29 protein-coding genes are annotated in these 25,407 nt (G+C 61.3%); 21 read left to right on the top strand and 8 right to left on the bottom strand.

Going from position 1 to position 25,407, the window contains the following annotated elements; translation table 11 throughout:
- Nucleotides 1-8: 8 nt before the first annotated feature.
- Entirely contained in the window at nucleotides 9-278 is a 270-nt protein-coding gene (locus LMG28727_RS18905; RefSeq protein WP_074762875.1) for an HPr family phosphocarrier protein, read from the top strand.
- A gap of 264 nt (nucleotides 279-542) precedes the next feature.
- On the top strand, nucleotides 543-2,288 hold the full coding sequence (ptsP, locus tag LMG28727_RS18900) for a phosphoenolpyruvate--protein phosphotransferase (RefSeq protein WP_201643834.1): 1,746 nt from the start codon (nucleotides 543-545) through the stop codon (nucleotides 2,286-2,288).
- A 99-nt stretch (nucleotides 2,289-2,387) separates the two neighbouring features.
- On the opposite strand, the gene LMG28727_RS18895 is transcribed toward ptsP, so the two are convergent.
- The 3 genes from LMG28727_RS18895 to gpmA all read right to left on the bottom strand — a co-directional run bounded on the left by LMG28727_RS18895 (nucleotide 2,388) and on the right by gpmA (nucleotide 5,945).
- On the bottom strand, nucleotides 2,388-3,146 hold the full coding sequence (locus LMG28727_RS18895; RefSeq protein ID WP_201643833.1) for a HesA/MoeB/ThiF family protein: 759 nt from the start codon (nucleotides 3,144-3,146) through the stop codon (nucleotides 2,388-2,390).
- Between the two features lie 161 nt (nucleotides 3,147-3,307).
- The gene (locus LMG28727_RS18890; protein WP_201643832.1) at nucleotides 3,308-4,882 is read right to left on the bottom strand and encodes a S41 family peptidase; all 1,575 of its coding nucleotides are present in this window, start codon (nucleotides 4,880-4,882) and stop codon (nucleotides 3,308-3,310) included.
- A 316-nt stretch (nucleotides 4,883-5,198) separates the two neighbouring features.
- Complete coding sequence (gpmA, locus tag LMG28727_RS18885) at nucleotides 5,199-5,945, bottom strand: 2,3-diphosphoglycerate-dependent phosphoglycerate mutase (RefSeq protein WP_201643831.1); 747 nt, start codon at nucleotides 5,943-5,945, stop codon at nucleotides 5,199-5,201.
- A 137-nt stretch (nucleotides 5,946-6,082) separates the two neighbouring features.
- On the opposite strand from gpmA, the gene LMG28727_RS18880 reads away from it, so the two are divergent.
- The 5 genes from LMG28727_RS18880 (at nucleotide 6,083) to LMG28727_RS18860 (ending at nucleotide 9,058) form a co-directional block, all read left to right on the top strand.
- Nucleotides 6,083-6,508 (top strand): rhodanese-like domain-containing protein, encoded by a 426-nt coding sequence (locus tag LMG28727_RS18880; protein ID WP_201643830.1) that lies wholly within the window; start codon nucleotides 6,083-6,085, stop codon nucleotides 6,506-6,508.
- Nucleotides 6,505-6,765, top strand: a complete 261-nt coding sequence (gene grxC / locus LMG28727_RS18875) for a glutaredoxin 3 (RefSeq protein WP_028199035.1) — start codon at nucleotides 6,505-6,507, stop codon at nucleotides 6,763-6,765. Before LMG28727_RS18880 ends, grxC begins: the two co-directional genes overlap by 4 nt.
- A gap of 175 nt (nucleotides 6,766-6,940) precedes the next feature.
- Nucleotides 6,941-7,411 (top strand): protein-export chaperone SecB, encoded by a 471-nt coding sequence (gene secB / locus LMG28727_RS18870; RefSeq protein ID WP_074762880.1) that lies wholly within the window; start codon nucleotides 6,941-6,943, stop codon nucleotides 7,409-7,411.
- Between the two features lie 22 nt (nucleotides 7,412-7,433).
- The gene (locus LMG28727_RS18865; RefSeq protein ID WP_201643829.1) at nucleotides 7,434-8,432 is read left to right on the top strand and encodes an NAD(P)H-dependent glycerol-3-phosphate dehydrogenase; all 999 of its coding nucleotides are present in this window, start codon (nucleotides 7,434-7,436) and stop codon (nucleotides 8,430-8,432) included.
- Nucleotides 8,433-8,533: 101 nt separating this feature from the next.
- Entirely contained in the window at nucleotides 8,534-9,058 is a 525-nt protein-coding gene (locus LMG28727_RS18860) for an O-acetyl-ADP-ribose deacetylase (protein WP_201643828.1), read from the top strand.
- Between the two features lie 76 nt (nucleotides 9,059-9,134).
- Here LMG28727_RS18860 and trmL read toward each other — a convergent pair whose 3' ends face one another.
- The gene (trmL, locus tag LMG28727_RS18855) at nucleotides 9,135-9,605 is read right to left on the bottom strand and encodes a tRNA (uridine(34)/cytosine(34)/5-carboxymethylaminomethyluridine(34)-2'-O)-methyltransferase TrmL (protein WP_201643827.1); all 471 of its coding nucleotides are present in this window, start codon (nucleotides 9,603-9,605) and stop codon (nucleotides 9,135-9,137) included.
- A 17-nt stretch (nucleotides 9,606-9,622) separates the two neighbouring features.
- Nucleotides 9,623-10,324, bottom strand: coding sequence for a ComF family protein (locus LMG28727_RS18850; RefSeq protein ID WP_407945855.1), 702 nt, complete (start codon nucleotides 10,322-10,324; stop codon nucleotides 9,623-9,625).
- A gap of 167 nt (nucleotides 10,325-10,491) precedes the next feature.
- Here LMG28727_RS18850 and LMG28727_RS18845 point away from each other — a divergent pair, with 167 nt between their 5' ends.
- The 8 genes from LMG28727_RS18845 to LMG28727_RS18815 all read left to right on the top strand — a co-directional run bounded on the left by LMG28727_RS18845 (nucleotide 10,492) and on the right by LMG28727_RS18815 (nucleotide 17,835).
- On the top strand, nucleotides 10,492-11,457 hold the full coding sequence (locus LMG28727_RS18845) for a methyltransferase domain-containing protein (RefSeq protein WP_201643825.1): 966 nt from the start codon (nucleotides 10,492-10,494) through the stop codon (nucleotides 11,455-11,457).
- Between the two features lie 301 nt (nucleotides 11,458-11,758).
- The gene (locus LMG28727_RS18840) at nucleotides 11,759-12,235 is read left to right on the top strand and encodes a DUF2244 domain-containing protein (protein ID WP_201643824.1); all 477 of its coding nucleotides are present in this window, start codon (nucleotides 11,759-11,761) and stop codon (nucleotides 12,233-12,235) included.
- 65 nt (nucleotides 12,236-12,300) lie between these two features.
- Nucleotides 12,301-13,956, top strand: coding sequence for a cytochrome c oxidase subunit II (gene coxB / locus LMG28727_RS18835; RefSeq protein WP_201643823.1), 1,656 nt, complete (start codon nucleotides 12,301-12,303; stop codon nucleotides 13,954-13,956).
- A gap of 44 nt (nucleotides 13,957-14,000) precedes the next feature.
- A complete protein-coding gene (gene ctaD, locus LMG28727_RS18830) occupies nucleotides 14,001-15,614 on the top strand; it encodes a cytochrome c oxidase subunit I (protein ID WP_074762887.1) in 1,614 nt (537 codons plus the stop codon).
- A gap of 144 nt (nucleotides 15,615-15,758) precedes the next feature.
- Entirely contained in the window at nucleotides 15,759-15,893 is a 135-nt protein-coding gene (locus LMG28727_RS34230) for a cytochrome oxidase small assembly protein (RefSeq protein WP_236592088.1), read from the top strand.
- 69 nt (nucleotides 15,894-15,962) lie between these two features.
- Nucleotides 15,963-16,586, top strand: a complete 624-nt coding sequence (locus tag LMG28727_RS18825; RefSeq protein WP_201643822.1) for a cytochrome c oxidase assembly protein — start codon at nucleotides 15,963-15,965, stop codon at nucleotides 16,584-16,586.
- A 35-nt stretch (nucleotides 16,587-16,621) separates the two neighbouring features.
- Nucleotides 16,622-16,831 (top strand): DUF2970 domain-containing protein, encoded by a 210-nt coding sequence (locus LMG28727_RS18820; RefSeq protein ID WP_201643821.1) that lies wholly within the window; start codon nucleotides 16,622-16,624, stop codon nucleotides 16,829-16,831.
- A 146-nt stretch (nucleotides 16,832-16,977) separates the two neighbouring features.
- Nucleotides 16,978-17,835 carry a cytochrome c oxidase subunit 3 gene (locus LMG28727_RS18815; RefSeq protein WP_201643820.1) on the top strand — a complete coding sequence of 286 codons (858 nt, stop codon included), beginning with the start codon at nucleotides 16,978-16,980 and terminating at the stop codon, nucleotides 17,833-17,835.
- 286 nt (nucleotides 17,836-18,121) lie between these two features.
- Here the strand turns inward: LMG28727_RS18815 and LMG28727_RS18810 are convergent, their stop codons facing one another.
- Complete coding sequence (locus LMG28727_RS18810; RefSeq protein ID WP_007179452.1) at nucleotides 18,122-18,331, bottom strand: twin transmembrane helix small protein; 210 nt, start codon at nucleotides 18,329-18,331, stop codon at nucleotides 18,122-18,124.
- A 111-nt stretch (nucleotides 18,332-18,442) separates the two neighbouring features.
- Between LMG28727_RS18810 and LMG28727_RS18805 the strand changes: the two genes are divergently transcribed.
- The 5 genes from LMG28727_RS18805 (at nucleotide 18,443) to LMG28727_RS18785 (ending at nucleotide 22,581) form a co-directional block, all read left to right on the top strand.
- Entirely contained in the window at nucleotides 18,443-19,171 is a 729-nt protein-coding gene (locus LMG28727_RS18805) for an SURF1 family protein (RefSeq protein WP_201643819.1), read from the top strand.
- An 82-nt stretch (nucleotides 19,172-19,253) separates the two neighbouring features.
- Nucleotides 19,254-19,916, top strand: coding sequence for an SCO family protein (locus LMG28727_RS18800; RefSeq protein ID WP_201643818.1), 663 nt, complete (start codon nucleotides 19,254-19,256; stop codon nucleotides 19,914-19,916).
- Between the two features lie 22 nt (nucleotides 19,917-19,938).
- Nucleotides 19,939-21,048 carry a COX15/CtaA family protein gene (locus LMG28727_RS18795; RefSeq protein ID WP_201643817.1) on the top strand — a complete coding sequence of 370 codons (1,110 nt, stop codon included), beginning with the start codon at nucleotides 19,939-19,941 and terminating at the stop codon, nucleotides 21,046-21,048.
- 5 nt (nucleotides 21,049-21,053) lie between these two features.
- Nucleotides 21,054-21,959 (top strand): heme o synthase, encoded by a 906-nt coding sequence (gene cyoE / locus LMG28727_RS18790; protein ID WP_201643816.1) that lies wholly within the window; start codon nucleotides 21,054-21,056, stop codon nucleotides 21,957-21,959.
- A gap of 4 nt (nucleotides 21,960-21,963) precedes the next feature.
- The gene (locus LMG28727_RS18785; protein WP_201643815.1) at nucleotides 21,964-22,581 is read left to right on the top strand and encodes an SCO family protein; all 618 of its coding nucleotides are present in this window, start codon (nucleotides 21,964-21,966) and stop codon (nucleotides 22,579-22,581) included.
- A 168-nt stretch (nucleotides 22,582-22,749) separates the two neighbouring features.
- Here LMG28727_RS18785 and LMG28727_RS18780 read toward each other — a convergent pair whose 3' ends face one another.
- Entirely contained in the window at nucleotides 22,750-23,040 is a 291-nt protein-coding gene (locus LMG28727_RS18780) for a YciI family protein (protein WP_201643814.1), read from the bottom strand.
- A 335-nt stretch (nucleotides 23,041-23,375) separates the two neighbouring features.
- Here LMG28727_RS18780 and LMG28727_RS18775 point away from each other — a divergent pair, with 335 nt between their 5' ends.
- Nucleotides 23,376-24,188 carry a MetQ/NlpA family ABC transporter substrate-binding protein gene (locus LMG28727_RS18775; RefSeq protein ID WP_201643813.1) on the top strand — a complete coding sequence of 271 codons (813 nt, stop codon included), beginning with the start codon at nucleotides 23,376-23,378 and terminating at the stop codon, nucleotides 24,186-24,188.
- 62 nt (nucleotides 24,189-24,250) lie between these two features.
- Here LMG28727_RS18775 and LMG28727_RS18770 read toward each other — a convergent pair whose 3' ends face one another.
- A complete protein-coding gene (locus tag LMG28727_RS18770; RefSeq protein WP_201643812.1) occupies nucleotides 24,251-25,177 on the bottom strand; it encodes a bifunctional helix-turn-helix transcriptional regulator/GNAT family N-acetyltransferase in 927 nt (308 codons plus the stop codon).
- Nucleotides 25,178-25,407 lie beyond the last annotated feature (230 nt).

The following is a 25,407-nucleotide window of genomic DNA, read 5'->3' as shown; positions in this document are numbered from 1 at the left end:
GGACCATCATGCTGCAACAGGAAACGACTATTGTGAACAAGCTGGGGCTGCACGCACGCGCGTCGGCCAAGTTGACGCAACTCGCGGGCAACTTTCAGGCTGAAATCTGGATGAGCCGCAATGGCCGCCGTATCAATGCGAAGAGCATCATGGGTGTGATGATGCTGGCGGCGGGTATCGGCAGCACGGTGTTGATCGAAACGGAAGGCGCTGACGAAAAAGACGCGATGGACGCACTGTTGAAACTGATTGCCGATAAATTTGGCGAAGGTCAGTGATCAACGCGCACTCGTCGCGATGAGCGTCAACGCCGCGGTTGTCCACGGCGTTTTTTTTAGCGCGTGACAATGGGGAAACGAACGCCGACGACATTGCGACGGCGTGGAGACCGGGCTGTGCGTGACCGCATGATTACGATATTTCGTGCTGCGCTGCACACAGCATGGGCGTACTTGCGAAGGACGCGGAATTTATAATGACCAACAGAGTCTGAGAGCATTGCAGCGGTTTGCCGCGGCATCACACAACTAGAGGAGGTGCGCGTGTCCTTCACGCTGCATGGAATTCCCGTGTCACGCGGTATCGCCATCGGGCGGGCCTATCTGATCGCCCCGGCAGCACTTGACGTAGACCACTATCTGATCGAACCGACCCAGATCGAAGGGGAGGTCGAGCGCTTTCGCGCGGCACAGCAACATGTGCATCGGGAGCTCGACACGCTGCGCGCAGACCTCGCAGCGGACGCGCCGAGCGAGATGGGCGCGTTCATCAACGTTCATTCAATGATCCTGAACGATGCGATGCTCGTCCAGGAAACCATCGACCTGATCCGTACGCGCCGCTACAACGTGGAGTGGGCGCTTACCGAACAGCTCGAGCGTCTGTCGCGACATTTCGACGATATCGAAGACGAATATCTGCGCGAGCGGAAAGCCGACATCGAACAGGTGGTGGAGCGCGTGTTGAAGGCGCTCGCTGGCGCATCGACGGCGCTCAATGGCGTGCACGGCGCATGCGACGAAATGATCGTGGTCGCGCACGACATCGCGCCGGCCGACATGATGCAGTTCAAGACGCAGACGTTTCAGGGCTTCGTCACCGATCTCGGCGGACGCACGTCGCATACGGCTATCGTCGCGCGCAGTCTGGGCATTCCGGCGGCGGTCGGGGTGCAGCACGCGAGCGCGTTGATCCGGCAAGACGATCTGATCATCGTCGACGGCGATCATGGAATCGTGATCGTCGACCCCGCGCCGATCGTGCTCGAAGAGTACTCGTATCGGCAGAGCGAAAAAGCGCTGGAACAACGCAAACTCCAGCGCCTGAAGTTTTCGCCGACGCAAACGCTGTGCGGCACCCGCATCGAACTGTGCGCGAACATCGAGTTGCCGGACGACGCGCGCGCGGCAGTCGATTCGGGTGCGACCGGCGTGGGCCTGTTTCGTACCGAGTTCCTGTTCATGAACCACAAGGACCGTTTGCCGGAGGAGGAGGAACAGTTCGCCGCGTATCGTCGTGCGGCCGAGTTGATGAACGGTCTGCCGGTCACGATTCGCACGATCGACGTGGGCGCTGACAAGCCGCTCGATTCGATGGGCGGCGGCGATGGCTACGAAACCGCTGCGAACCCGGCGTTGGGGCTTCGGGCAATACGCTGGAGCCTCTCCGAGCCGCAGATGTTCCTGACGCAGTTGCGCGCGATTCTCAGGGCGTCGGTGTTCGGGACGGTGAAGATTCTGATTCCGATGCTCGCGCACGCGCAGGAAATCGACCAGACGCTCGATCTGATCCGCGAGGCCAAGCGTCAACTGGACGACGCGGGTATCGCCTACGACCCGAACATACAGGTCGGCGCGATGATTGAGATTCCGGCGGCGGCCATCGCGTTACCGCTATTTCTGAAGCGGCTCGATTTTCTGTCGATTGGTACCAACGATCTGATCCAGTACACGCTGGCGATCGATCGCGCGGATAACGCGGTTGCGCATCTGTACGATCCGTTGCATCCGGCGGTGCTGCATCTGATCGCGTTCACATTGCGCGAGGCGAAGCGCGCGGGTGTGCCGGTGTCGGTGTGCGGCGAAATGGCGGGCGATCCGGCGTTGACGCGTCTGTTGCTCGGCATGGGCCTGACTGAGTTCTCGATGCATCCGAGCCAGATACTGGTGGTCAAGCAGGAGGTGCTGCGCTCGCATCTGAAGACGCTGGAGAAGCCAGTAGCCGATGTGCTGGCTTCGTTTGAACCGGAAGAGGTTCAGGCGGCGCTGAAGCTCGTGGCGCTGGCTTGAAAAGTCGGCTTCGCCGTTACCAATGACAAACGCCGCACAGTGTGCGGCGTTTGTCTTTTGGCCCGCGTATTCCAGATGCAGAGAGGCAGAACTGCAGATTCAACTTCGATGCTTCAACCCGCATACCGGGCAATCCGGCTGGCGCGCGATACGCATCGTGTTCCATTCCATCCGCAGCGAATCAAGCATGGTTAGCCTGCCTACCAGCGGCGTGCCGATTGCGCCGATTACCTTGAGCGCTTCGGCCGCCTGCATCGAACCGATGATGCCGACCGTCGGCGCGAACACGCCCATCGTCGAGCATGCGACCTCCTCGAACGGCTGGTCTTCGGGAAACACGCACGCGTAGCAGGGCGACGCTTCGTCGCGGAAATCGAACGTGCTGATCTGGCCGTCGAAGCGCAACGCCGCGCCCGACACCAGCGGCACGCCATGCTTCACACACGCGCGGTTGATCGCGTGGCGCGTCGCGAAATTATCGGTGCAATCGAGCACGACCGTCGCCTTCGGCACTTCGCGATCGAGCCACGCGTCGTCGACCCGCTCGGCCACCGCGTTCACGACCACTTCGGGATTGATCTGTGCGATCGCATCGCGCCCGGACTCCACCTTCTTGCGTCCCACCGACGCGCTCACATGCAGGATCTGCCTTTGCAGATTGGTCAGATCGACCGTGTCCGCGTCGACCAGCGTTAGCTTGCCGACGCCTGCCGCTGCCAGGTACATGGCAGCCGGCGAACCAAGCCCGCCTGCACCGACGATGATTGCGTGAGCATCGATAAAACGTTGCTGCGCCTCGATACCGATTTCATCGACAAGAATATGGCGGGAGTACCGAAGAAGTTGATCGTCATTCATGGCGGGGGCGCGCAGATAGGTCGCGCGATGGAAGGCAAACAGGGAAGTACAGCGCGCGTTTCGTTGTTTATTTTATTCGCGCAGAGGGTGAAGCGTTGCGGGTACTACTGCGTGTCTCCGCCGCGGGAATAGCTGCGGAGACACGCTGACAGGCTGGCTGCTTACTTACCTTGCGTAGCCGGAGCCGAGGCCGGCGCCGTGCCCGAGGCACCCGGAACCGGTTGCGTCGGCTTCACCGCGACCGGCGCGGACGCCGAGGTTTCCGGCTTGTTCTGCGCGAGACGGCGCTCGGACAGCGACTTCGATTCCTGAACCGGCTTGCCTTCGAGCTTGTTCAGACCTTGCTGCATCATGAAGTCGTCGTTCGAACCGAATTCGACTGGCTTGCGGTCACGGTCTTTCTGACGCTGTTCCGGCGTCTTCTTGTCGTTCGCTTCTTCAAGCGCGCGCAATTGGTCCATGCGGTCCTGTTCGCGCTGTTCCGCTTCCTTCTTCTCGTTCGGGTCTTGCGTGTTCGCAAGGTGATTCGAGTAGTCGACTTCGCGGGTGACCAGTGCGTCGTCTGGATCGCCGTCTGCGTACTGGTCGACCGCAATATCAGGACGGATGCCCTTGTTCTGGATCGAACGGCCGCTCGGCGTGTAGTAGTACGCCGTGGTCAGACGCAGCGCGGTGTCCGCCGTCATCGGGCGCACGGTTTGCACCGAGCCCTTGCCGAACGTGGTCTTGCCGACGATCAGCGCACGACGCTGATCCTGCAGCGCGCCCGCGACGATTTCCGACGCCGATGCCGAGTAAGCATTGGTCAGCACGATCATCGGCACGGTCTTGAAGATGGCCGGGACGTCCTTCAGCGGATCGCTGTCGAAAGACTGCAGACGGTAGTTGTCGTACGTGTCGCGATAGACCTGCTTCGAATCCGGAATCTGACCGTTGGTCGACACCACCACCGAGTCCGGCGGCAGGAACGCACCCGCGACGCCGACCGCGCTTTGCAGCAGACCGCCGCCGTTGTTACGCAGGTCGAGGATCAGCCCCTTCAGGTTCGGCGATTGACGCGCGATATCTTGCAGCTTCGCTGCGAGATCCGGCACGGTGCGTTCCTGGAAGCTGGTGATACGGACATACGCATAGCCCGGTGCGAGCACCTTGCCCTTGACCGACTGCACCTTGATGATCGCGCGCGTGACGGTGAGCGGGAACGTGCGGTCGTCGGTCTTGCGGAAGATGGTGAGCGTGACCTTGGTGCCCGGATCGCCGCGCATCTGCTTGACCGCCTGGTCGAGCGTCATGCCGCGTACGGGTTTGTCATTAATACGCGTGATCAGGTCGCCTGGACGGATGCCGGCGCGGAACGCGGGCGTGTCTTCAATGGGCGAAATCACCTTGATCAGGCCGTCTTCCGACGAAATCTCGATGCCGAGACCTGCGAAGCGACCCTTGGTCTGCTCCTGCAATTCTTCGTAATCGGTCTTGTCGAGGTACGACGAGTGCGGGTCGAGGCTTGACACCATGCCCTTGATGGCGGCGGTGAGGAGCTTTTTATCGTCGACCGGTTCGACGTATTCGTGCTTGATTTGCCCGAACACTTCGGCGAAGAGCCTGAGCTGGTCTAGCGGCAGCGGCGCGGTGGCACTGGCGGGCTGCTGTGCCGAAGCGGAAAGTTGGAGGGTGGCAAATGCCCCGGTAGCAAGGCCAACGGCAATCAGGCCGATATTTTTCAGGTTCTTTCGCATAGAGTCTGTTGCGGTCGGAAGCGCGTGGCAGCGTCGTTAGAGATTTGGACGGACAAGTATAACTGCACACCCGCCCACTCAGGGCGCGGCGCAGATAATCGTGATTCGACAGCACGTGGCGGGCCTGGTTCGTGCAATCAGGCTTGCGACACGCGAAGTAGGGTGCGGTAACACGCGCAGGTTGGCGCGAGCCGCCCGCGCGCGCGATGCCAGCCGCTCCCATTGGTCTTCGCAAAACTGTATTTCCGAACGGCTGGTGCTGACGGCCGCGGGTCTTCGCCGGTTGCAGCGAAGACCCGCGGCCGATGCGACTGACTTAGCCCGCCTTGCCCTGCTTCGCGACGGCGGCTTGTGCCTTTGCAATGGCGTCCTGGTCGCCGAGGTAGTAATGCGTGATCGGCTTCAGGTTTTCGTCGAGTTCATAGACGAGCGGCACGCCATTCGGAATATTCAGACCGACGATGTCGTCGTCGGAAATATTGTCGAGATACTTGACCAGCGCGCGGATCGAATTGCCGTGTGCGGCGATTACGACCTTGCGGCCCGACTTGATGGCCGGTGCGATCGACTCGTTCCACAGCGGCAGCACGCGCGCCACCGTGTCTTTCAGGCACTCGGTGAGCGGCAGTTGTTCGCGCGGCACCTTGGCGTAACGCGGGTCGCTGTACGGCGCGCGTTCGTCGGTCGGCTCGAGTGCCGGCGGCGGCGTGTCGTAGCTGCGGCGCCAGACCAGCACCTGTTCGTCGCCGAACTTCGCGGCGGTTTCAGCCTTGTTCAGACCCGACAGCGCGCCATAGTGACGTTCGTTCAGGCGCCACGAATGCACCACCGGCAGATACATCAGATCCATCTTGTCCTGCACGTGCCACAGCGTGCGGATCGCGCGCTTGAGCACCGACGTGTACGCGATGTCGAATGAATAACCGGACTCTTTCAGCAGCGCGCCCGCCTGCTGCGCTTCGCTGTTGCCCTGTTCCGTGAGGTCGACGTCGACCCAGCCCGTGAAGCGGTTTTCCTTGTTCCACGTCGATTCGCCGTGGCGGATGAGAACGAGTTTGTACATGAGATTACCGGTCGGTAGTGAGGAAGCGGTCAAGCGTTGCGGAGGTCCTCTAGAGGAGCGCCGCCATCGCGTCAGACGGTTATTTTATAATGGGTCGATTGCCCTTTTCGATTTCTCTCTTTTTCGGCGGATTTTCCGTGAAGTTTTTCACTGATTACACAAACCTTGTACTGATCGCAATCGTCCTCATCTCCGGTGGGTTGCTGCTGTGGCCGACGATTAGCCGGCGTGGCCGTGGTGGCCTGTCGGCCACTGAAGCCACTCAACTGATCAACCGGCGCAATGCGGCGGTCATCGATCTGCGCCCGTCCGCTGACTACGCCAAAGGGCATCTGCCTGCGGCACGGCACCTTGAATTCGCTGAATTGCAGGCGAAAGTCGCGCAACTCGTGAAGAACAAGAGCAACCCGGTGCTGCTGGTATGTCAGACCGGCCAGCAGTCGAACAAGGCAGCGCGTATCGTGCAGGATGCAGGGTATGCGGAAGTCCATGTTCTCGAAGGCGGTGTCGATGCCTGGACGAAAGCCGGTATGCCGGTTGTGAAACAAGGAGCAGCCAAGTGAACAAAGTGATCATGTACAGCACCCAGGTGTGCCCGTATTGCCAGATGGCCGAACGTCTTTTAAAGTCGCGCGGCGTCGAGCACGTTGAAAAGGTACTGATCGACAAGGACCCGGCCCGTCGCGAAGAGATGATGACCCGGACCGGTCGTCGCACGGTGCCGCAGGTGTTCATCGGCGAGACGCATGTCGGCGGTTACGATGACCTCTCCGCGCTCGATCGCGCGGGCGGTCTGATGCCGCTGCTCGAAGCTGCCTGAACCAGCTGTCCGAAGTCGCGCGCCCGCGGGCGCGCGGCCGGACGGGTGAAGCAGGCGGGTGATATACAAGCCGCCGCGTTCTCGTCCCTGCCGGACGGGGCATGCGGCGCAACGATCTGGCGGCCCGTGCAGTCATGGGGCGCTGCAATGCATACCTATCAGGAATCACTCAATCATGTCCGACGAGAATAACCAGCCGTTCTTCAACATCCAGCGCATTTACCTGAAGGACATGTCGCTCGAGCAGCCGAATTCGCCGGGCATCTTCCTCGAGCAGGAAATGCCGTCGGTGGAAGTCGAAGTCGACGTGAAGGCCGAGCGCCTCGCCGACACCGTGTTCGAAATCCTCGTCACGGGCACGGTCACGGCCAAGGTGTCGGACAAGGTCGCGTTCCTGATCGAAGCCAAGCAAGCCGGCATTTTCGACATCCGCAACATCCCGGCTGAGCAGATCGATCCGCTGGTCGGCATTGCCTGCCCGACCATTCTGTTCCCGTACCTGCGCTCGAACATTGCCGACGCGATCACCCGCGCTGGCTTCCCGCCGATCCACCTGGCCGAGATCAACTTCCAGGCCCTGTACGAGCAACGTCTCGCGCAGATGGGCAGCCAGGAAGGCGCGGCGCAGAACGGCGTCACGCACTAACGTGTCGCAGGCAGTGCCGGCTATGAAGGTTGCTGTCCTCGGCGCCGGCGCGTGGGGCACAGCCCTCGCCGGCCATCTGGCTCTACGGCACGACACGGTGTTGTGGGCGCGCGAGTCCGCGCTCATCGACGATCTCCGCGCTTCGAACGAAAACGCCCGCTATCTGGCGGGCGTTGCTTTGCCATCAGCGCTTCGCTACGAAGCCGACCTGAATGCTGCGCTCGACCACGCCATTGCCGAGGACGCGTTATGCGTCGTGGCAACACCCGTGGCCGGTCTTCGCGGTCTGTTCAGGGCGATGCGCGACGCGGGCAAAGTGCCGGCGCATATCGTGTGGCTGTGCAAGGGTTTCGAAGCCGAGTCGCAGTTGTTGCCACATCAGGTGGTGGCGGCGGAATTGCCGGAGCATTGCAGCAATGGCGTGCTGTCCGGCCCGAGCTTCGCGCGCGAAGTCGGGCAGCGTTTGCCGGTTGCGTTGACGATCGCGAGCGCGTCCGCCATGTGCCGCGAGCATACGGTTGCCGCGTTTCATCACGACGCAATGCGCATCTATACCGGCGACGACATCGTCGGCGTGGAAGTGGGCGGTGCGGTGAAGAACGTGCTAGCCATTGCAACGGGCATTGCCGACGGCCTCGGCCTCGGTCTCAATGCGCGCGCGGCGTTGATTACGCGCGGGCTGGCCGAAATGTCGCGCCTCGGCGTAACGCTCGGCGGACGGGCTGAAACGTTCACCGGTCTGACCGGCCTGGGCGATCTGATCCTGACCGCAACCGGCGATCTGTCGCGCAATCGTACGGTGGGCGTGCAACTCGCCGCGGGCCGTACGCTCGACGATATTCTCGGCCGCCTCGGCCATGTGGCCGAAGGCGTGCGTTGTGCACAGGCGGTTCTCGCAATCGCGCGGGCTCATGCAATCGAAATGCCGATTACGCAGGCGGTTTGCGCCGTGCTGTTCGACGGCGTGGCGCCTCGCGATGCCGTCAGCGCCCTGCTGCGGCGCGATTCCAAAGCTGAATAAGCGTTGTCTTTCAGCCGTTTAGCGTTGTTCGACGCTGAACGGCTGCTCAATTTCGCGGTCCACGTTTTTATCGACGCTTCGGATCGGCGAGGTTTCCCATCATGCTCACATTCAATGGTTGCACGCTGGAAGCGCGCGTGGTCGACATCACGACGCTCGCCGTGGATGCGATCGTCAACGCCGCGAACACGTCCTTATTAGGCGGTGGCGGTGTGGATGGCGCGATTCATCGCGCAGCGGGGAAGGAGTTGCTGCGCGAATGCGAGACGCTGGGCGGCTGTGCGACCGGCGACGCGAAACTCACGGGCGGCTATCGCTTGGCCGCCAGGCATGTGATTCACGCAGTCGGCCCGGTATGGCGGGGGGGTGCGCATGGCGAGGCCGACTTGCTGGCTTCCTGCTATCGACGCTCGCTGGAAATCGCGCAGCAGGCGCAGTGTGCGAGCATTGCGTTTCCCGCGATCAGTTGCGGCATCTACCATTTTCCGGCCGATCAGGCCGTGCAAATCGCGCTAGGCACCGTCGTCGAAACGCTGCCGCGCACGCCGCAAATCAAAGGTGTGGTGTTCGCCTGTTTCGACGACGCGATGTTCGCACGCTATGAGGCGGCACTGAAGCACTACTAACGCGATCAGTCAGTCAGCATCAGACTGGCAAAAAAAGCGGCTAGGAAATGCCCATCAAGCGCTGATCCAGCGCGCATCAAGCGCCGCCATCGAACCCCGTCTGACGCCACGCCTCAAACACCACGATCGCCACCGTATTCGACAGATTCAGGCTGCGATTGCCCGGCCGCATCGGCAGACGCACGCGCTGTTCACCCGCGAACTGGTCGAGCACCGTGTCCGGCAGGCCACGCGTTTCGGCGCCGAATACAAACCAGTCGCCCGACTGGAACGCGTGTTCGTGAAAGCGGCCCGAGCCGCGCGTGGTGAACGCGAACATGCGCGCCGGGTCCGGCGTTTCTTTCGCGACGAACGCCGCCCAATCGGCGTGCACATTCATCTGTGCATATTCGTGATAGTCGAGACCGGCGCGGCGCAGTTTGGCGTCGTCGAGCGGGAAGCCGAGCGGCTCGATCAGATGCAAGCGCGCGCCGGTGTTCGCGCACAGGCGAATCACGTTGCCGGTGTTCGGCGGAATTTCGGGTTCTACGAGAACGACATTGAACATAGTGAGGCCAGTGGAGACTAGTTTTTCGGGGTGCGCAGCGCGACGAAATTCGTGACCCGCCGTGCACCGGCAGCTTTGAGCGTATGAGCAAGCGCTTCGAGTGTTGCGCCGGTGGTCATCACATCGTCGACGATACCGACGTGCAGACCGCGCACCGCTTTAGCGACCCGAAACGCGCGCCCGACGTTTTGCCGGCGCGCGTCGTGGTCGAGCCGCGATTGCGGTGCAGTGTGAATCACCCGTTGCAACAAGGTGGCGTCGCTGCGTACTTGCAGTGCGCGGGCCAGCGGTTTTGCGATTTGCCACGCCTGGTTATAACCGCGTTCGGCGAGGCGTCGGCCGGCTAGCGGCACCGGCGCGATTACGTCGGGCCAGTCGGTTTCATCCTGCCTCGCGTCTTGCGCGAGCCGCGCGAGGCGTCGTGCGAATTCGCCAGCGAGCATCAGCCGCGCGCGGAATTTCAGGCCGACCGCCAGCGTATCCAGCGGCGGACGATAGTCGGCAAGGGCAAAACTCGCGTCGAACGGGGGCGGCGCGGCGAGGCAATCCCCGCAGCAATACGTCACGCGGCCCGCCTGACGCGAAGCGGATAACGGCACAGCACAGACAGTGCAGCGCGAGCGCGCTTCATTCCAGTAAGCTTCATCACAACCGCCGCACACCACCTTATGCGACAAATTGCCACATAGTGCGCAAAGATTAGGCAGCATTGCCTGCACGACCTGGGGCCATACCGAATGCCAACTACGCGCGAAACGCGCGAAGCTGTTGCCTGAAGATAAATACGACGGTCGGAATGGCACGAGTGGGGCGCCCGCGAGGGCCTTTCGGCTGAATGCAAGGAAGCGAACGAGTATACTTCGTGCTCTACGCCAGCACGACACCCATGCCCCCAACTCCCGCTCCATCTGGCCGTCCGGCCTATGATTCCCGGCGCCTCCGGCGTATTTTCGACCGTCGTGCCGAGACTTTCGGCGAGGTCGCCTTCCTGCCGCGCGAGATCGCGCAGCGCATGCGGGAGCGCCTCGACTTCATCAAGGTTGCTCCGACGAGCGTGCTCGACGCCGGTTGCGGCGCCGGTGAAGACATCCCCGCGTTGCGCGAGCGCTTCCCCGAAGCGCCTGTGTTCGGCACCGATCTGTCACACGGCATGTTGACGCGGGCGTTACACCATGACTCCGGCGACACCAGCTGGCGGCGCTTTTTGCCGGCTTCGCTCGGCAAGGCGCTCGGCGCCCGCGGCCCGCGATTCGCGCAAGCCGATTTTTCCGCGCTGCCATTCGCAGGCGGCGCTTTCGAATTCATCTGGTCCAATCTCGCGCTGCACTGGCACTCGCGGCCCGATCTCGTGTTCCCCGAGTGGCAACGCGTACTCAAAGTGAATGGCCTGCTGATGTTCAGCACGCTCGGCCCGGACACGCTCAAGGAGTTGCGCGGCGCCTACGCCGAAGTCGAGGCGGCGCATGGCGTGATGTCGCGCAAGCATGTGATCGACTTTGTCGATATGCATGATCTGGGCGACATGCTGGTCGAAAGCGGCTTTGAAATACCCGTGATGGACCAGGAGACGCTCACGATCACCTACAAGTCGCCCGAATCGCTGCTCGCTGACGTGCGGCGCTGGGGCGCTTATCCGTTCGAGCGCGAGGCGTCGTCGAGCGCGGCGGCGCGTCGGTTGCACAAGGCTTTACTCGCCGCGCTCGAAGCGCGCCGGCGGGCCGACGGCACCCTCGCGCTGACTTTCGAAGTGATTTACGGACACGCATGGAAGGCCGTTCCGAGGACCACGGCGGAGGGGCATGGCATCGTGCGAATTGAAGACATTGGTCGAGGTTCACAGAGGAATCGTTGAAGCGGAAAGAGGGCTTCTGTTATGTCTGAAATTTCCGCTTCAAAAGACGTGCAAAAGATCCCTGAAAATGGCGCAAAGGCTTGTCGCGTCGGGCTTTCTGGCCAATCGGGGCTTGCTTGTGGATGCTTTGGATCGCGCCTATAATGCGTCAGTTTGTCGCCCGGAGTTCCCACTTCCGGCGCGACAGGTCCGAGGCGCAGGGCTGCAACATGAAGTGAAGCTGAAGTGACGCGGTATGGTTCATGCGGCCAGTTTTTGGCCGTAAGGAATGGCCGAAGGCGGTGATTCGCAGGAGGCAGCGTTGGGCGCATCAGATCATCTGTTGGCAGATTCTGAGCCGGTCCTCAAAGACTGGACGATGAAACGCAACTGCTCGATCTCGCCCCGGCAGTTCATCTGTCTCTACGTGTCACTAGCGTTGTTCTCGCTGGCAATTGCATTCATGCTGTTTCTGGTCGGCGCCTGGCTGGTGCTGCCGTTCACCGGAATCGAATTGCTCGCGGTAGGTATCGCCTTTGCCATCTATGCGCGTCATGCTGTGGATTACGAGCGGATCCGGCTGTTTCCGAATCGGCTCGTGATAGAGCAGGTCAGTGCCGAGCAGCTTACGCAGTTCGAATTCAATCCGCGCTGGGTGCGGATCGAGCCGGGCGCAACGCCGCGTGACCACATCAAACTGGTCTCGCGCGGCCAGACGATCATGATCGGGCAACATCTCGCGCAGTATCGGCGCACGCAGTTCGCAACTGAATTGCGTATATGGCTCGCACGTTGTTAGACGTGCCAGGCACGAAGCGTTCAAGGGGAGTGCGAGACAAGCTGCCAGCGGGGTCGAGGGTTTGAATGGAAAATTTGGGTAAGGAAGCTATGAAAACAATCAAGCGAGCGCTCATGGGCGTGCTGGCGACGAGCGGACTGCTTTTCGCCGGAGCTGCCCTGGCAGTGGGTGATGCTCCTGGCGGCCCTGCCGTCAACGCCATCAACCTTCAGCCGCCTGCGTCAAAAATCGCTGAGGAGCTCTTCAGCCTGCATATGTTCATGCTGGCGCTTTGCACGGTGATTTTTGTCGGCGTGTTCGCCGTGATGTTTTATTCGGTCTTTGCGCACCGCAAATCGAAAGGCCACAAAGCTTCAAATTTCCACGAAAGCACCACGGTCGAAATTATCTGGACGATCGTGCCGTTCGTCATCGTCGTGTTGATGGCGCTGCCCGCCACCAAGACTGTCGTGGCGATGAAAGACACCTCGAACGCCGACCTCACCGTCAAGGTCACCGGCTACCAGTGGAAGTGGGGCTACGACTACGTGAAGGGCCCGGGCGAAGGCATCAGCTTTCTGTCCACGCTGGCTACGCCGCGTGCGCAGACCGATGGCCGGGAGCCGATCGGCACGCTGTATCTGCAGGAAGTCGACAATCCGCTGGTCGTTCCGGTCGACAAGAAAATCCGCATCATCACCACCGCGAACGACGTGGTCCACTCCTGGTACGTGCCGGCATTCGGCGTGAAGCAGGACGCGATTCCGGGCTTCGTGCGCGACACGTGGTTCAAGGCTAACCGGGTCGGCACGTTCCGCGGTTTCTGTACCGAACTCTGCGGCAAGGAACACGCGTTCATGCCGGTGGTGGTCGAAGTACTGTCCGCCGACGACTATGCGAAGTGGGTCGACGAACAGAAGAAGAAAATGGCCGCTGGCCAGGATGATCCGAACAAGACCTACACGTTGGCCGAGTTGATGGATCGCGGCGGCAAGGTCTATGCGTCGAATTGCGCAGTCTGCCACCAGCCGACCGGCAAGGGCGCGGGCGAGTTTCCGGCGCTCGACGGCAGCAAGATCGCCAACGGCCCGATCGGCCAACACGTGAGCCTCGTGCTGAAGGGCAAGAACGCAATGCCTTCGTGGGCGCCGACGTTGAACGACGTCGAAATCGCGTCGGTGATCACGTACGAACGTAACTCGTGGGGCAACCACACCGGCGACATCCTGCAGCCGAAGCAGGTCACGGACGCCCGTAACGGCAAGCTGCCGGAAGGCGGCGACCATCTGGCCGACGCGGGTGCGGCGGCCAGCGGTGCCGGGGCGGCAGCGGCTGCAAGCGGTGCGGACGCTGCTTCGGCAGCGCCCGCAGCAGCAGCGGCACCTGCGTCTGACAACGCAGCAGCGCCGCAGGCAGACCTGCCGGCCAGCGTCTACTTCGACACGGGCAAGAGCACGCTGCCAGCCGACGCGAAGGCGGCGGTCGACGCAGCCGCGGCCTACGCGAAGGCGCATCCGGACGCGAAATTCTCAGTGTCGGGCTATACCGACGCCAGCGGTTCTGCCGACCTCAACGCGAAGCTCGCGAAGAGTCGTGCCGAAGCCGTGCGCGATGCGCTGAAAGCAGCCGGCATCGCAGAAGACCACATTATTTTAAAGAAACCGGAAACGGTCACAGGCGGCGGCGACGCAAAAGAAGCCCGACGCGTCCAGATCAGCGCGGCTGCAAGCCCGGCTGCCTGACGAGTTCATGGTCAGCACCGCAGTATTCGCTTTAGGAGATTGTCATGTCTAGCATCGGACACGATGTAACCGCGGGCCACGAGCACGTACACGGCGACCATGCACACGAATTGCCGCATGGCTGGCGTCGTTGGCTGTTTGCAACCAATCACAAGGACATCGGGACGCTGTACCTGATCTTCTCGTTCACCATGTTCCTGTCCGGGGGCGTGATGGCGTTGGGGATTCGTGCCGAACTGTTCGAACCGGGGCTGCAGATCATGCGTCCCGAGTTCTTCAACCAGTTGACCACCATGCACGGCCTGATCATGGTGTTCGGCGCGATCATGCCGGCGTTCGTCGGTTTCGCGAACTGGATGGTGCCGCTGCAGATCGGCGCGTCGGACATGGCGTTCGCGCGCATGAACAACTTCAGCTTCTGGCTGCTGCCGGTGGCGGCGGTGTTGCTGGTCGGTTCGTTCTTCGCACCGGGCGGTGCCACTGCTGCGGGTTGGACGCTCTATGCACCGTTGTCCACGCAAATGGGCCCGGGCATGGACTTCGCGATTTTCGCGGTCCACTTGATGGGTGCTTCGTCGATCATGGGCGGCATCAACATCGTCGTGACGATTCTGAACATGCGCGCACCCGGCCTCACGCTGATGAAGATGCCGATGTTCGTGTGGACGTGGCTGATCACCGCGTACCTGCTGATCGCGGTGATGCCGGTTCTGGCCGGCGCAATCACCATGGTGCTGTTCGATCGCCACTTCGGTACGTCGTTCTTCAACGCGGCAGGCGGCGGCGACCCGGTGATGTACCAGCACATCTTCTGGTTCTTCGGACACCCCGAGGTCTACATCATGATCTTGCCGGCGTTCGGGATCGTGTCGCAGGTGATCCCGGCGTTCTCGCGCAAGCCGCTGTTCGGCTATAGCTCGATGGTGTACGCGACGTCGTCGATCGCGATCCTGTCGTTCATGGTCTGGGCGCACCACATGTTCGCGACCGGCATGCCGGTCACCGGCCAACTGTTCTTCATGTACGCGACGATGCTGATCGCCGTGCCGACGGGCGTGAAGGTGTTCAACTGGGTCGCGACGATGTGGCGCGGTTCGCTGTCCTTCGAAACGCCAATGCTGTTCGCCGTCGGCTTCCTGATCGTGTTCACGTTCGGCGGTCTGTCGGGCCTGATGCTCGCGATGGCGCCGCTCGACATCCAGTATCACGGCACTTACTTCGTGGTCGCGCACTTCCACTACGTGCTGGTGGCGGGTTCGCTGTTCGCGCTGTTCTCCGGGTGGTACTACTGGGCGCCGAAGTGGACCGGCTGGATGTACAACGAAACGCGCGGCAAGATCCACTTCTGGGCGTCGATGTTCTTCTTCAACCTCGCGTTCCTGCCGATGCACTTCGTTGGTCTCGCCGGCATGCCGCGTCGTTACGCCGACTACCCGGCGCAGTTCACCGACTGGAACCAGGTCATTTCGATTGGCGCGTTCGGCTTCGGTCTGGCGCAGGTCTACTTCCTGTTCGCGGTTGCACTGCCGGCCTACCGTGGCGGCGGCGAACTCGAAGAAGCGGGCGACAAGCCGTGGGACGGCGCAACGGGCCTCGAATGGACCGTGCCGAGCCCGGCTCCGTTCCACACGTTCGAACATCCGCCGACCGTCGAATAAGCGGTGGTTTCCGGCGAGAGGCTTGGGCTCTGGCGGCATCGTTTTGATGCAACGAGTAGAACCGGGTCTCCGCCAGCCGGCGGTGACGCTCCAGTTGAAACCGCCGCAAACCGCCAGTCACGAAAAGCATTCAGAAAGTCGAGCATGACGCGCAATCCACAGGAAAGACGTACGCCGGAACAGATTCGTGCGGGCAACAGGCGGATTGGATTGGTGATGTTCGTGATCGCGGCACTCTTTTTCGCGAGCGTCATCATCAAGCAGCACTGGTTCACCTGACGTTGGTCTGGCGATGGATCCCGCAGCATCACAGCAGAAGTCTGGTTAGCAGGTTTGTTGAGGATTCCGATGTCGACGCAACCGCCGGCGCAGGCCGACCGCTCTTTCAACCGTCCCATGCTGGTCAAGCTGGTCATCGTCGCGGTGATGATGTTCGGCTTCGGGTTCGCTCTGGTGCCGATGTATCGGGCGATCTGCCAGATTACCGGTATCAACAACCTCGTTCAGCGCGATGCCACGGTGCGCGAGGCGAAGAACACGCAGGTCGACATGAGCCGCACGATTTCAATCGAATTCGATGCGAACGCGCGCGGGCCGCTGGGTTTCAAGCCGGAACAGCGCAGTATGGATGTGCATCCGGGCGAAGTGACGACGGTGATGTACGAGGTCAGCAACGAACAGGCGCGCACGATTCAGGCGCAAGCCATTCCGAGCTACGCGCCGAAGCAGGCCACCGAGTACTTCAGGAAAATCGAGTGTTTTTGCTTTACGCAGCAGACGTTGACGGCGAACCAGACCAAGCGCTTGCCGGTCGTGTTCGTGGTCGATCCGAAATTGCCTAAGGACGTGAAAACGATCACGTTGTCGTACACGTTCTTTGAACTGAATACGCCGGCAGCGGCGACTGCCGGAAGCGCGGCGCCCACGGCCAGTACAGCGAATCCGGCGGCAACTTCGGCCAATCCCGCGTGACGGCAGCAGCCGCCAGCGAATGATGACGAGACGAGATGAGCGATAACGGCGGTAATCCGCGCAAAAGCAGTTTTGGTCAGTCGATGCGTGCGGTGTTCTGGTCGTTTTTTGGCGTGCGCAAGCGCCGCGATCTGGAAGCGGACGCGACGCAGCTGAACCCATTGCATGTGATTGCCGCTGCGTTGATCAGTACGGCAATTCTGATTGCCGTACTGATTCTGATCGTGCGCGCAGTGGTCGGTTAAAGCAGCAGAAAGAGCAGTGCAGACAAGGGCGGAGACAGCAGCAACCCAAGGCCCACGAATTAGAGAGAAGCGGTGCGGTATCGACGCGTCGCCGAAGATACAGCCGGAAATTCCGGAACAACTGGACTGAAGTGGAGAATCAAGAAATGAGCGGTCAAAACGAGAGCCCGTACTATTTCGTACCGCATCCGTCGCGGCATCCGATCAGCGCCGCTATCGGGTTGCTTGTCATGCTCGGATCGCTTGCGGCCTGGATCAACGAACATGAGTGGGCGCCGATCGGCGTCGTCGCCGGTTTGTTGTGGCTGCTCTTCACGCTGTGGCACTGGTTCGGCGACGCGATCGCCGAGTCGGAAGGTGGCATGTACGGCAAGAATGTCGACAAGTCGTATCGCTGGAGCATGAGCTGGTTCATTTTCTCCGAAGTGATGTTTTTCGGTGCGTTCTTCGGCGCGTTGTTTTATGCGCGCGAAATTGCGCTGCATCAACTGGGCAGTCTCGACTTCAAGCTAATATGGCCGGACTTCTCGGCGGTCTGGCCGAACAACGGTCCGGCAGCTCTGGTGTCGCAATACAAGTCGATGCAACCGTGGCCGGTGCCGACCATCAACACGGCGCTGTTGCTGTCGTCGGGCGCTACGTTGACGGTGTCGCACCATGCGTTGCGTGAGAATCATCGCAGGAAGGCGATCATCTGGCTCGCGGCTACGCTCGTGCTGGGCGTGTGCTTCCTGTTTTTCCAGGGCTTCGAATATTTTCACGCGTACAACGAACTGAATCTGACCCTGGCTTCGGGCGTGTATGGTTCGACGTTCTTTTTGCTGACGGGCTTCCACGGTTTTCACGTGTTCCTCGGCGGCACGATGCTGGCGGTTGTGCTGGCGCGGTTGATTCGCGGTCACTTCACGGCGGAGCATCACTTTGCGTTCGAAGGCGCGGCCTGGTACTGGCACTTTGTGGACGTCGTGTGGCTCGGACTGTACGTCGTCGTGTACTGGCTGTAACGCAGTCTGGTCTGCGCCGACCGGCTATCCGGATCGAGCGGGGCCGTTCTTCGCGCAACGTCCTTCGGGGCAATGTGCGCAGCAAGCAGTAGACAAGGATGAAAGCAGCGCCGCCCTCGACCCTGTCAGGGCGGCGTTTTGTTTGGCGGGTCGGGTGGGGCAGGAAGCGGAGGCAGGAAGCGGTGATCAGTCCGCGGCCGGCGGTAAATCGGCGGTGGTCGCCGATCGCACCGACAAACGCCAACCAATGCGGCTGGTCACCGGCGCGACGTTTTTTCCACCTGACTCAACGTCCGTAAGGAATACCGGTCGATTGAATCCAGCCCATCCAGTGAGCAAAGAGGATAAACAGGAACAGCGAGATCGACAGACCCACCCGCGTGGCGAGCGACCAGACCATCCGTTTGGTTTTGCCCTTGTCATGCATCATGAAATACAGCGCCGACACCATGCTGGCGATGATCAGGACGAAGGCAATGGGAACGAGAATGTGCATGGAGCTGGCTGAAATCAGAAAGCGCAGAGGCAAGAAGTTTATTATCGCACCGCATGCGGGCGTTTGCCGCAGGTTCCCGGCGTCTGAACAAGCACCGTCGGAGCGCGCTCGATGAAGATTCGCCTGATTCCCGCGCTGCTGATTCTGCTGGTGATCGTCGTGACGGTGCGGCTCGGTTTCTGGCAGCGCGACCGTGCACATCAGAAGGAAGCGCTCGAGGCGCACATCACGCAGTTCGAGAATGCGCCCGCGCAGCCATTGAGCAGCGCGGCGGTCGAACTGAAGGACATCGAATTTCATCGCGTGAAGGCGCGCGGCACGTTTGTCGCGGACAAGGTCGTCTACCTGGATAATCGTCCGTATAACGATCAGCCGGGTTTTTACGTCGTGATGCCTTTTAAACTGGCCGACGGCGGTTACGTGCTGGTCAATCGCGGCTGGCTGCCGCGCAATATGAGCAATCGCGAAACCATCGCGCCCTATACGACGCCGCAAGGCGAGGTCGAGATCGAAGGCATCGTGCGTGCCGATGCATCGCGTGCATTCGAGTTGGGGCAGGGCGGCTCGGCCGCGCATCAATTGATCCGCCAGAATCTCGATACGGCAGCGTATGCCGCCGAAACCGGGCTGCCGCTGCAACCGTTCGTGATCCAGCAATTGAGCGACGACGGCGACAAGCTGGTGCGCGATTGGCCCGCACCGGATAACGGCGTGGAGCGCAATTACGGCTACATGTTCCAGTGGTGGGGCATGGCAGCGGCGGCTTTGTTCTTCGGCCTGTATGCCGCCCGTCGCGCCGCCAGAAAAGAGCAAACGCAAGAGCACGCGCCGGGCGCGTAATGCAGCACATATGCGGTGGTTCGCCAGATTTGCTTAGCGAAGAAGGCGACCCCACCGCGCAATCACTGAAAGAGGTCCTGTAGTGTCGACGCAATCCCCCCGTTCGCCGCAAGCCCGCAAACCCGCCGCGCCGAAAGCCATGCCCGGTCAACCCAACGGCCCCGGTTCGTGGAAGAGTGGCCGCTGGATTCTGCTGCTGCTGGTGATCATCGGCGCTGCGCCGATTGTCGTGTCGTATTTCACGTACTACGTGATCAAGCCGACCGGTGGCAGCACGAGCTACGGCACGCTGGTCGAACCGCAACGGCCGATTCCGGACTCGCTCGTCGTCACCGGTGAGGACGGCAAACCGCTGAAGCTGGCCACGCTGCGCGGCCGCTGGCTGATGATTTCCGTCGACAGCAGTTCATGCGACAAGGCTTGCGCGACCAAGCTCTACTTCATGCGGCAAATCCGCGCAGCCCAGGGGCCGGAACGCGAGCGCGTCGTGGAAGTGTGGCTGCGCACCGATGCCAACAAGGTCGCAGACGTGATACAAACCGCCTATCCCGAAACTCGGAGGCTGGTCGCCGACCCGGCGCAGGTATCGGCATGGTTGCCTGCCGACAGCGGCACCAACGTTACCGACCACCTCTACATGGTCGATCCGAACGGCAATCTGATGATGCGTTTTCCGAAAGATCCGAATCCGAGCAAGATCAAGAACGACGTGACCAGGCTGCTCAAATGGTCGAGCATCGGCTGATGTCGCAACCAGGGTAAGAAAGATGTTCGTACTGCAACTGGCTTTGATCGGCCTGTGTATCGCGTTGTTGCCGCTGTCCTACGTGTGGGTCAAAGCCGACGACAACAAATTCCGCAAGCTGGTCTGGCTGACCACTTTCCTCACGCTCGATCTGGTGATGTTCGGCGGCTTTACGCGCCTCACCGATTCCGGGCTTGGCTGTCCGGACTGGCCGGGGTGCTACGGCACGTCATCGCCGTTTATCGCGCATGCGGCGATTTCGGCCGCGCATCAGCTGATGCCGACCGGCCCCGTCAGCATGGCGAAGGCCTGGATCGAGATGATCCACCGTTACTTTGCGATGGCGATCGGCGTACTGATCATCGCGCAGACGATCATTGCGTGGACGGCCCGGATCAAGCGCCGTCCGTTGCATGTGTCGCCATGGTGGCCGACCTCGCTGCTGCTGCTGATTCTGGTGCAAGGCGCGTTCGGCGCATGGACCGTGACGATGAAGCTGCAACCCATCATCGTGACTACGCACCTGTTACTCGGCTTGGCCTTGCTCGGCACGCTCGGTTGGCTCGCCGCGCGGCTGACCCCGCTGCCCGCTTTCGAGCCGGAAATTGCGCGCTGGCGTGTGGCGGCGCTCGCCGGTCTGATCCTGCTGATCGCGCAAATCGCGTTGGGCGGCTGGGTCAGCACGAATTACGCGGTGCTCGCGTGCACGGACTTCCCGACCTGCAACGGCCAATGGATTCCGCCGATGGATTTCGCGCACGGCTTCCACCTGTGGCGTGCGCTCGGCATGACCGGCGACGGCGACGTGATCACCCAGGACGCACTGGTCGCGATCCACTGGACCCACCGCACGTTTGCGATCGTCGTCGTGGCTTATCTGGCGTGGCTCGCGTTGAAGCTGCGCCGCTTCGAATCGCTGCGGCGGCCGGCAAGCGGCGTGCTGCTGGTGGTGATTGTCCAGTTCATCACTGGACTGTCGAACATCGTCCTGCAATGGCCTCTGCCGATTGCGGTCGCCCACAATGGTGGCGCCGCGATCCTGCTGCTTTTGCTCGTTATGTTAAACTTTCGGATCGCTTATAGCCGTCCCGGCCGCGCCTCGCTCCCTGCGCGCGACGCCGCGCCAGCGTGACCTCCATGGACAGCACAACACTCTCCCAAACACCCGGTAGCCGGGTCTCCCAGTACATCGCCCTGACGAAACCGCGCGTCACGCAACTCGCCGTGTTCTGCGCCGTCATCGGCATGTTTCTTTCTACGCCAGGCATGGTGCCGTGGACCGTGCTGATCGGCGGCACGGTCGGTATCTGGCTGCTCGCCGGTGCCGCGTTCGCAATCAATTGCCTGGTTGAACAGAAAATCGACGCGAAAATGCGTCGCACGTCGTGGCGTCCGTCGGCGCGCGGCGAAATCACTACCACGCAAATTCTGTTGTTTTCGGCGGTGCTTGGCGGGCTCGGCATGTACACGCTGTACCGCTTTGCCAATCCGCTGACCATGTGGCTCACCATCGCCACGTTCGTCGGTTACGCGGTGATCTACACGCTGTTGCTCAAGCCGGCCACGCCGCAGAACATCGTGATCGGCGGCGCGTCGGGCGCGATGCCGCCTGCGCTCGGTTGGGCCGCAGTCACCGGTCACGTGCCGGGCGACGCATGGATTCTCGTGCTGATTATCTTCGTGTGGACGCCGCCGCATTTCTGGGCGCTCGCACTGTATCGCCGCAAAGACTACGAAAACGCCGGTCTGCCCATGCTGCCGAACACGCACGGTGAGAAGTACACGCGTCTGCATATCCTGCTGTATTCGCTGATCCTGTACGCGGTCACACTCATGCCGTTTATCTCCGGCATGAGCGGCGTGGTGTATCTGGTCTCCGCCGTGTTGTTGGGTGCTGTGTTCCTCGCCTATGCGTGGAAGATCTATCGGGAATATTCGGACGATCTGGCGCGCAGAATGTTTCGTTACTCGATCGTCTATCTGTCGCTGCTGTTCGCCGCGCTGCTGATCGACCACTATGCGCGTGCCTTGATCGGCGCGTAATACCATGCTCAAAAATCGCTTCGCGCGCGTGGCGCGCGCTGCTGTGTTGGCTTGCGCGCTCGGCGGCGCGTTGCTGGTGGCAGGTTGCGGCAAGCAGCCGCCAGCCTTCACGAATCTCGACATCACCGGCAATACGCAGTTCGGCAGCGATTTTTCGCTTCCCGACACGTCCGGCAAAATTCGCACGATGGCGGATTACAAGGGCAAGGTAGTGGTGCTGTTTTTCGGCTACACGCATTGCCCGGATGTTTGCCCGACCACGATGGCCGAGCTGTCGCAGGCATTGCAGCAACTTGGGCCTGAAGACGCGAAGCGTGTTCAGGTGCTCTTCGTGACCGTCGATCCCGATCGCGATACGCCGGAATTGCTCGCGCAATACGTGCCGGCGTTCAATCCCACTTTTGTCGGCTTGCGACCCGCCGATCAGGCGCAACTCACGAAGATCACGAAAGACTTCCGCGTCTACTACGCGAAAGTACCGGGCAAGACGCCCGACAGCTACACGATGGATCACACGGCCGCGAGCTACGTGTTCGACACGGACGGCAAACTGCGTCTATTCGCACGTGATGGTCAGGGCGCGACGCCTTGGGTGCACGATTTCAAGCTGCTGCTCGATTGATCGATTGACCCACTGACCCACTGACCCACTGACCCACTGACCCACTGACCCACTGACCCACTGACCCACTGACCCACTGACCCACTGACCCACTGACCGTTCGGGGCAAAAGCAAATGGGCGCGTGATGCAATCACGCGCCCATTTTCAATTCAGGTCGTCGTAACCCTCAATCCGGTATCGGCAGATTCAAACCGGGCGCGAGACGCGTCGTCTTGAACTCCGTCACGTCGTAATGCGCGAGCTTCTGGACGACGAACGGATCGGTGGCGAGAATCGCGTCGAGCCTGTCCCGCTCGATGCGCACCGCCAGAATAATTCCACCGTCGCGCGGCAGTTTCGGCCCGGCGGCCACGAATACACCTGCTTCGAAGTGTTTGGCCAGGAACGCGCGATGCGCTTCCAGCGCGTCGTCGATACGGTCGAGCGGTGCGGTGTAAGTGATGTTGATGACGTACATGGTCGTTCTCGAAGGCAATTGGCTGGGCCACTGATAGGGGCGCGGCCACGGTTTCCAATTATCTGTCAGACGACGCTTTATTGCGTGCACAACCGGTTTGCAACGCCAGATATCGCGCAACGCAAACCCGTCATGGAGAAATTCGCTCACGCGCCACTCGACCCGGGTGCTCATACGCATACCCATATGCGATAGGGGTATTTCCCATCCCGCCGGGCATATGAGACCATTTAGGGCTCAGTTGGCGGGGCATCTGCCTTGCGGCGAAACCGCCGCCGGCTTCCACCAGAATCTGACATCGATCAGAGCATCAACCAGAAACAGCGAGAAACACCATGCAGCGCAGAAACATTCTCAAAGCCCTCTCGGCAGTGATCGCCGGCGCGGCGATTTTCACCAGCTTCGGCGCACACGCCGACGACAAAGTGATCAAGGTCGGCACCATTGGCGGCCCGGATGCGCAGATCTGGGAAGTCGTCACGAAAGTGGCGAAGCGCGAAGGCCTGAACGTGAAGGTCATCGAATTCAACGACTACGTGCAGCCGAACGCCGCGCTCGACGCAGGCGACCTCGACGCGAACAGCTTCCAGCATCAGCCGTACCTCGATAGCCAGATCAAGCAACGCGGCTACAAGCTCGTCAATGCGGGTCTCACGTACATCTCGCCGCTCGGCGTCTATTCGAAGAAGCTGAAGTCGCTGAAGGACCTGCCGCAAGGCGCGAAGGTCGCAGTGCCGAACGATCCGTCGAATGAGAACCGTGCGCTGCTGTTGCTGCAATCGCTTGGTCTGATCAAGCTGAACGCAGGTGCAGGCACGGGCGGCAATAACGCCACGCCGCTCGACGTCGCGGAAAATCCGAAGAAGATCAAGTTCGTCGAACTCGACGCCGCGCAATTGCCGCGCACGCTGGCAGACGTCGACGCCGCCGTGATCAACACGAACTTCGCGCTCGCCGCCGGCCTGCAGCCGACCAAAGACGCAATCGCGCTGGAAGACATCCACAGCCCGTACGCAAACCTGATCGCCGTGCGTGCGCAGGACAAGGACAAGCCGTGGGTCAAGAAGCTGGTCGCCGCTTACCAGTCGGAAGACGTGCGCCAGTTCATCAAGACGCAGTTCAAGGGTTCGATGGTGCCGTCGTTCTAACCGACGTGTGACAAAAGCGAGGCTCGCGCGGCGTCATGTCCGCGTCGGGCCTGCTCTTCAAGCTACAGATTCAACTCCCACCTTTCGATCGTCAGATCCTTGCCGAAACGGCGTTCAGCCGTTGTACCGGCGAGCCGGAAACCGGCGCGCTCGCATAGCCGTCGCGGCTCACCCAACATGCTGGCCGTGGTCAGCGTGAGTGTCGTATAACCCGCCCGCTTCGCGAATCGCACGCATTCGCTGACCAGTTGCGTGCCGATGCCCAGTCGCTGCACGTCCGGCTCGACCCACAGCAGGCGCATGCCCGCGACGGTCGTCGATACAGCCACGACGCACACCGAGCCGACCACCATCCCGTCCTGTTCGGCGACCCAGCACATCTCGCGCACCGGATCGTTGCGCAACGTGTAGTCGGCGACGATCCGCGCGAGCAATCCCTCGAACGATCGATCCCAGCCGAATTCCGCTGCGAACCACTGTGCCTGCCGTTGCACCAGCCACCCGCATTCGCCCGCGCGCGGTTGCCGGAGCGTGACCAGTTCGTGCCTGGGTTTGCCGCCGAGCAGCCGCTCGATCACCTGCATCGCCGAAATCAATCGTTCCTGCGACAGCGTCGTGAGGCCGTCGAGCACCGCGGACACCTCTTCGATAGCGGCTGTGTCTAGCGGCCCATAGGCCGCATGGCCAAGCTCGGTGAGCGCGATCAGCGACTGCCGCGCGTCCAGCTCGGACGGGCGGCGTGTAATCAGGTTGCGTCGTTCGAAGCTGGTGAGCAGCCGGCTGAGATAACCACTGTCAAGACCGAGGGCTCGCCCCAGCACCGACGCCGTCTGCGCGCGTCCGCGAAAAAGCTCATGCAGTACACGCACCTCCGTCAGCGAAAACTCGCTTTTGGCCAGATGCTCGTGCAGCACTCCAATATGCTGGGTGTAGAAGCGGTTGAAATGGCGGACGGCCTGAGCACGTCGTAGCGCCTCGGAATCGGACAAAGGCTGCTCCCCGGGGAATTGTTATGGCTTGGTACACAGCACTATATTTGAACGAAACTTTTTGACAAAGCCACGCGGGCAAAGCGGCGGTCCCACTCGGAATACCGGTGGGACCCACTGGTGCTAGAAAGGTATTAGCCGTGACGCACGGTCCGGGACTCGCCGCATTCGTAGAGCACCCACAGGTATCTTTCAAAAGCCCTGATACGGGTAAATCCTTACCCCGGAAA

The sequence above is a fragment of the Paraburkholderia metrosideri genome (genome assembly GCF_904848625.1).
GTDB classification, from domain to species: domain Bacteria; phylum Pseudomonadota; class Gammaproteobacteria; order Burkholderiales; family Burkholderiaceae; genus Paraburkholderia; species Paraburkholderia metrosideri.
This window is presented reverse-complemented; position numbering and strand designations above follow the sequence as displayed.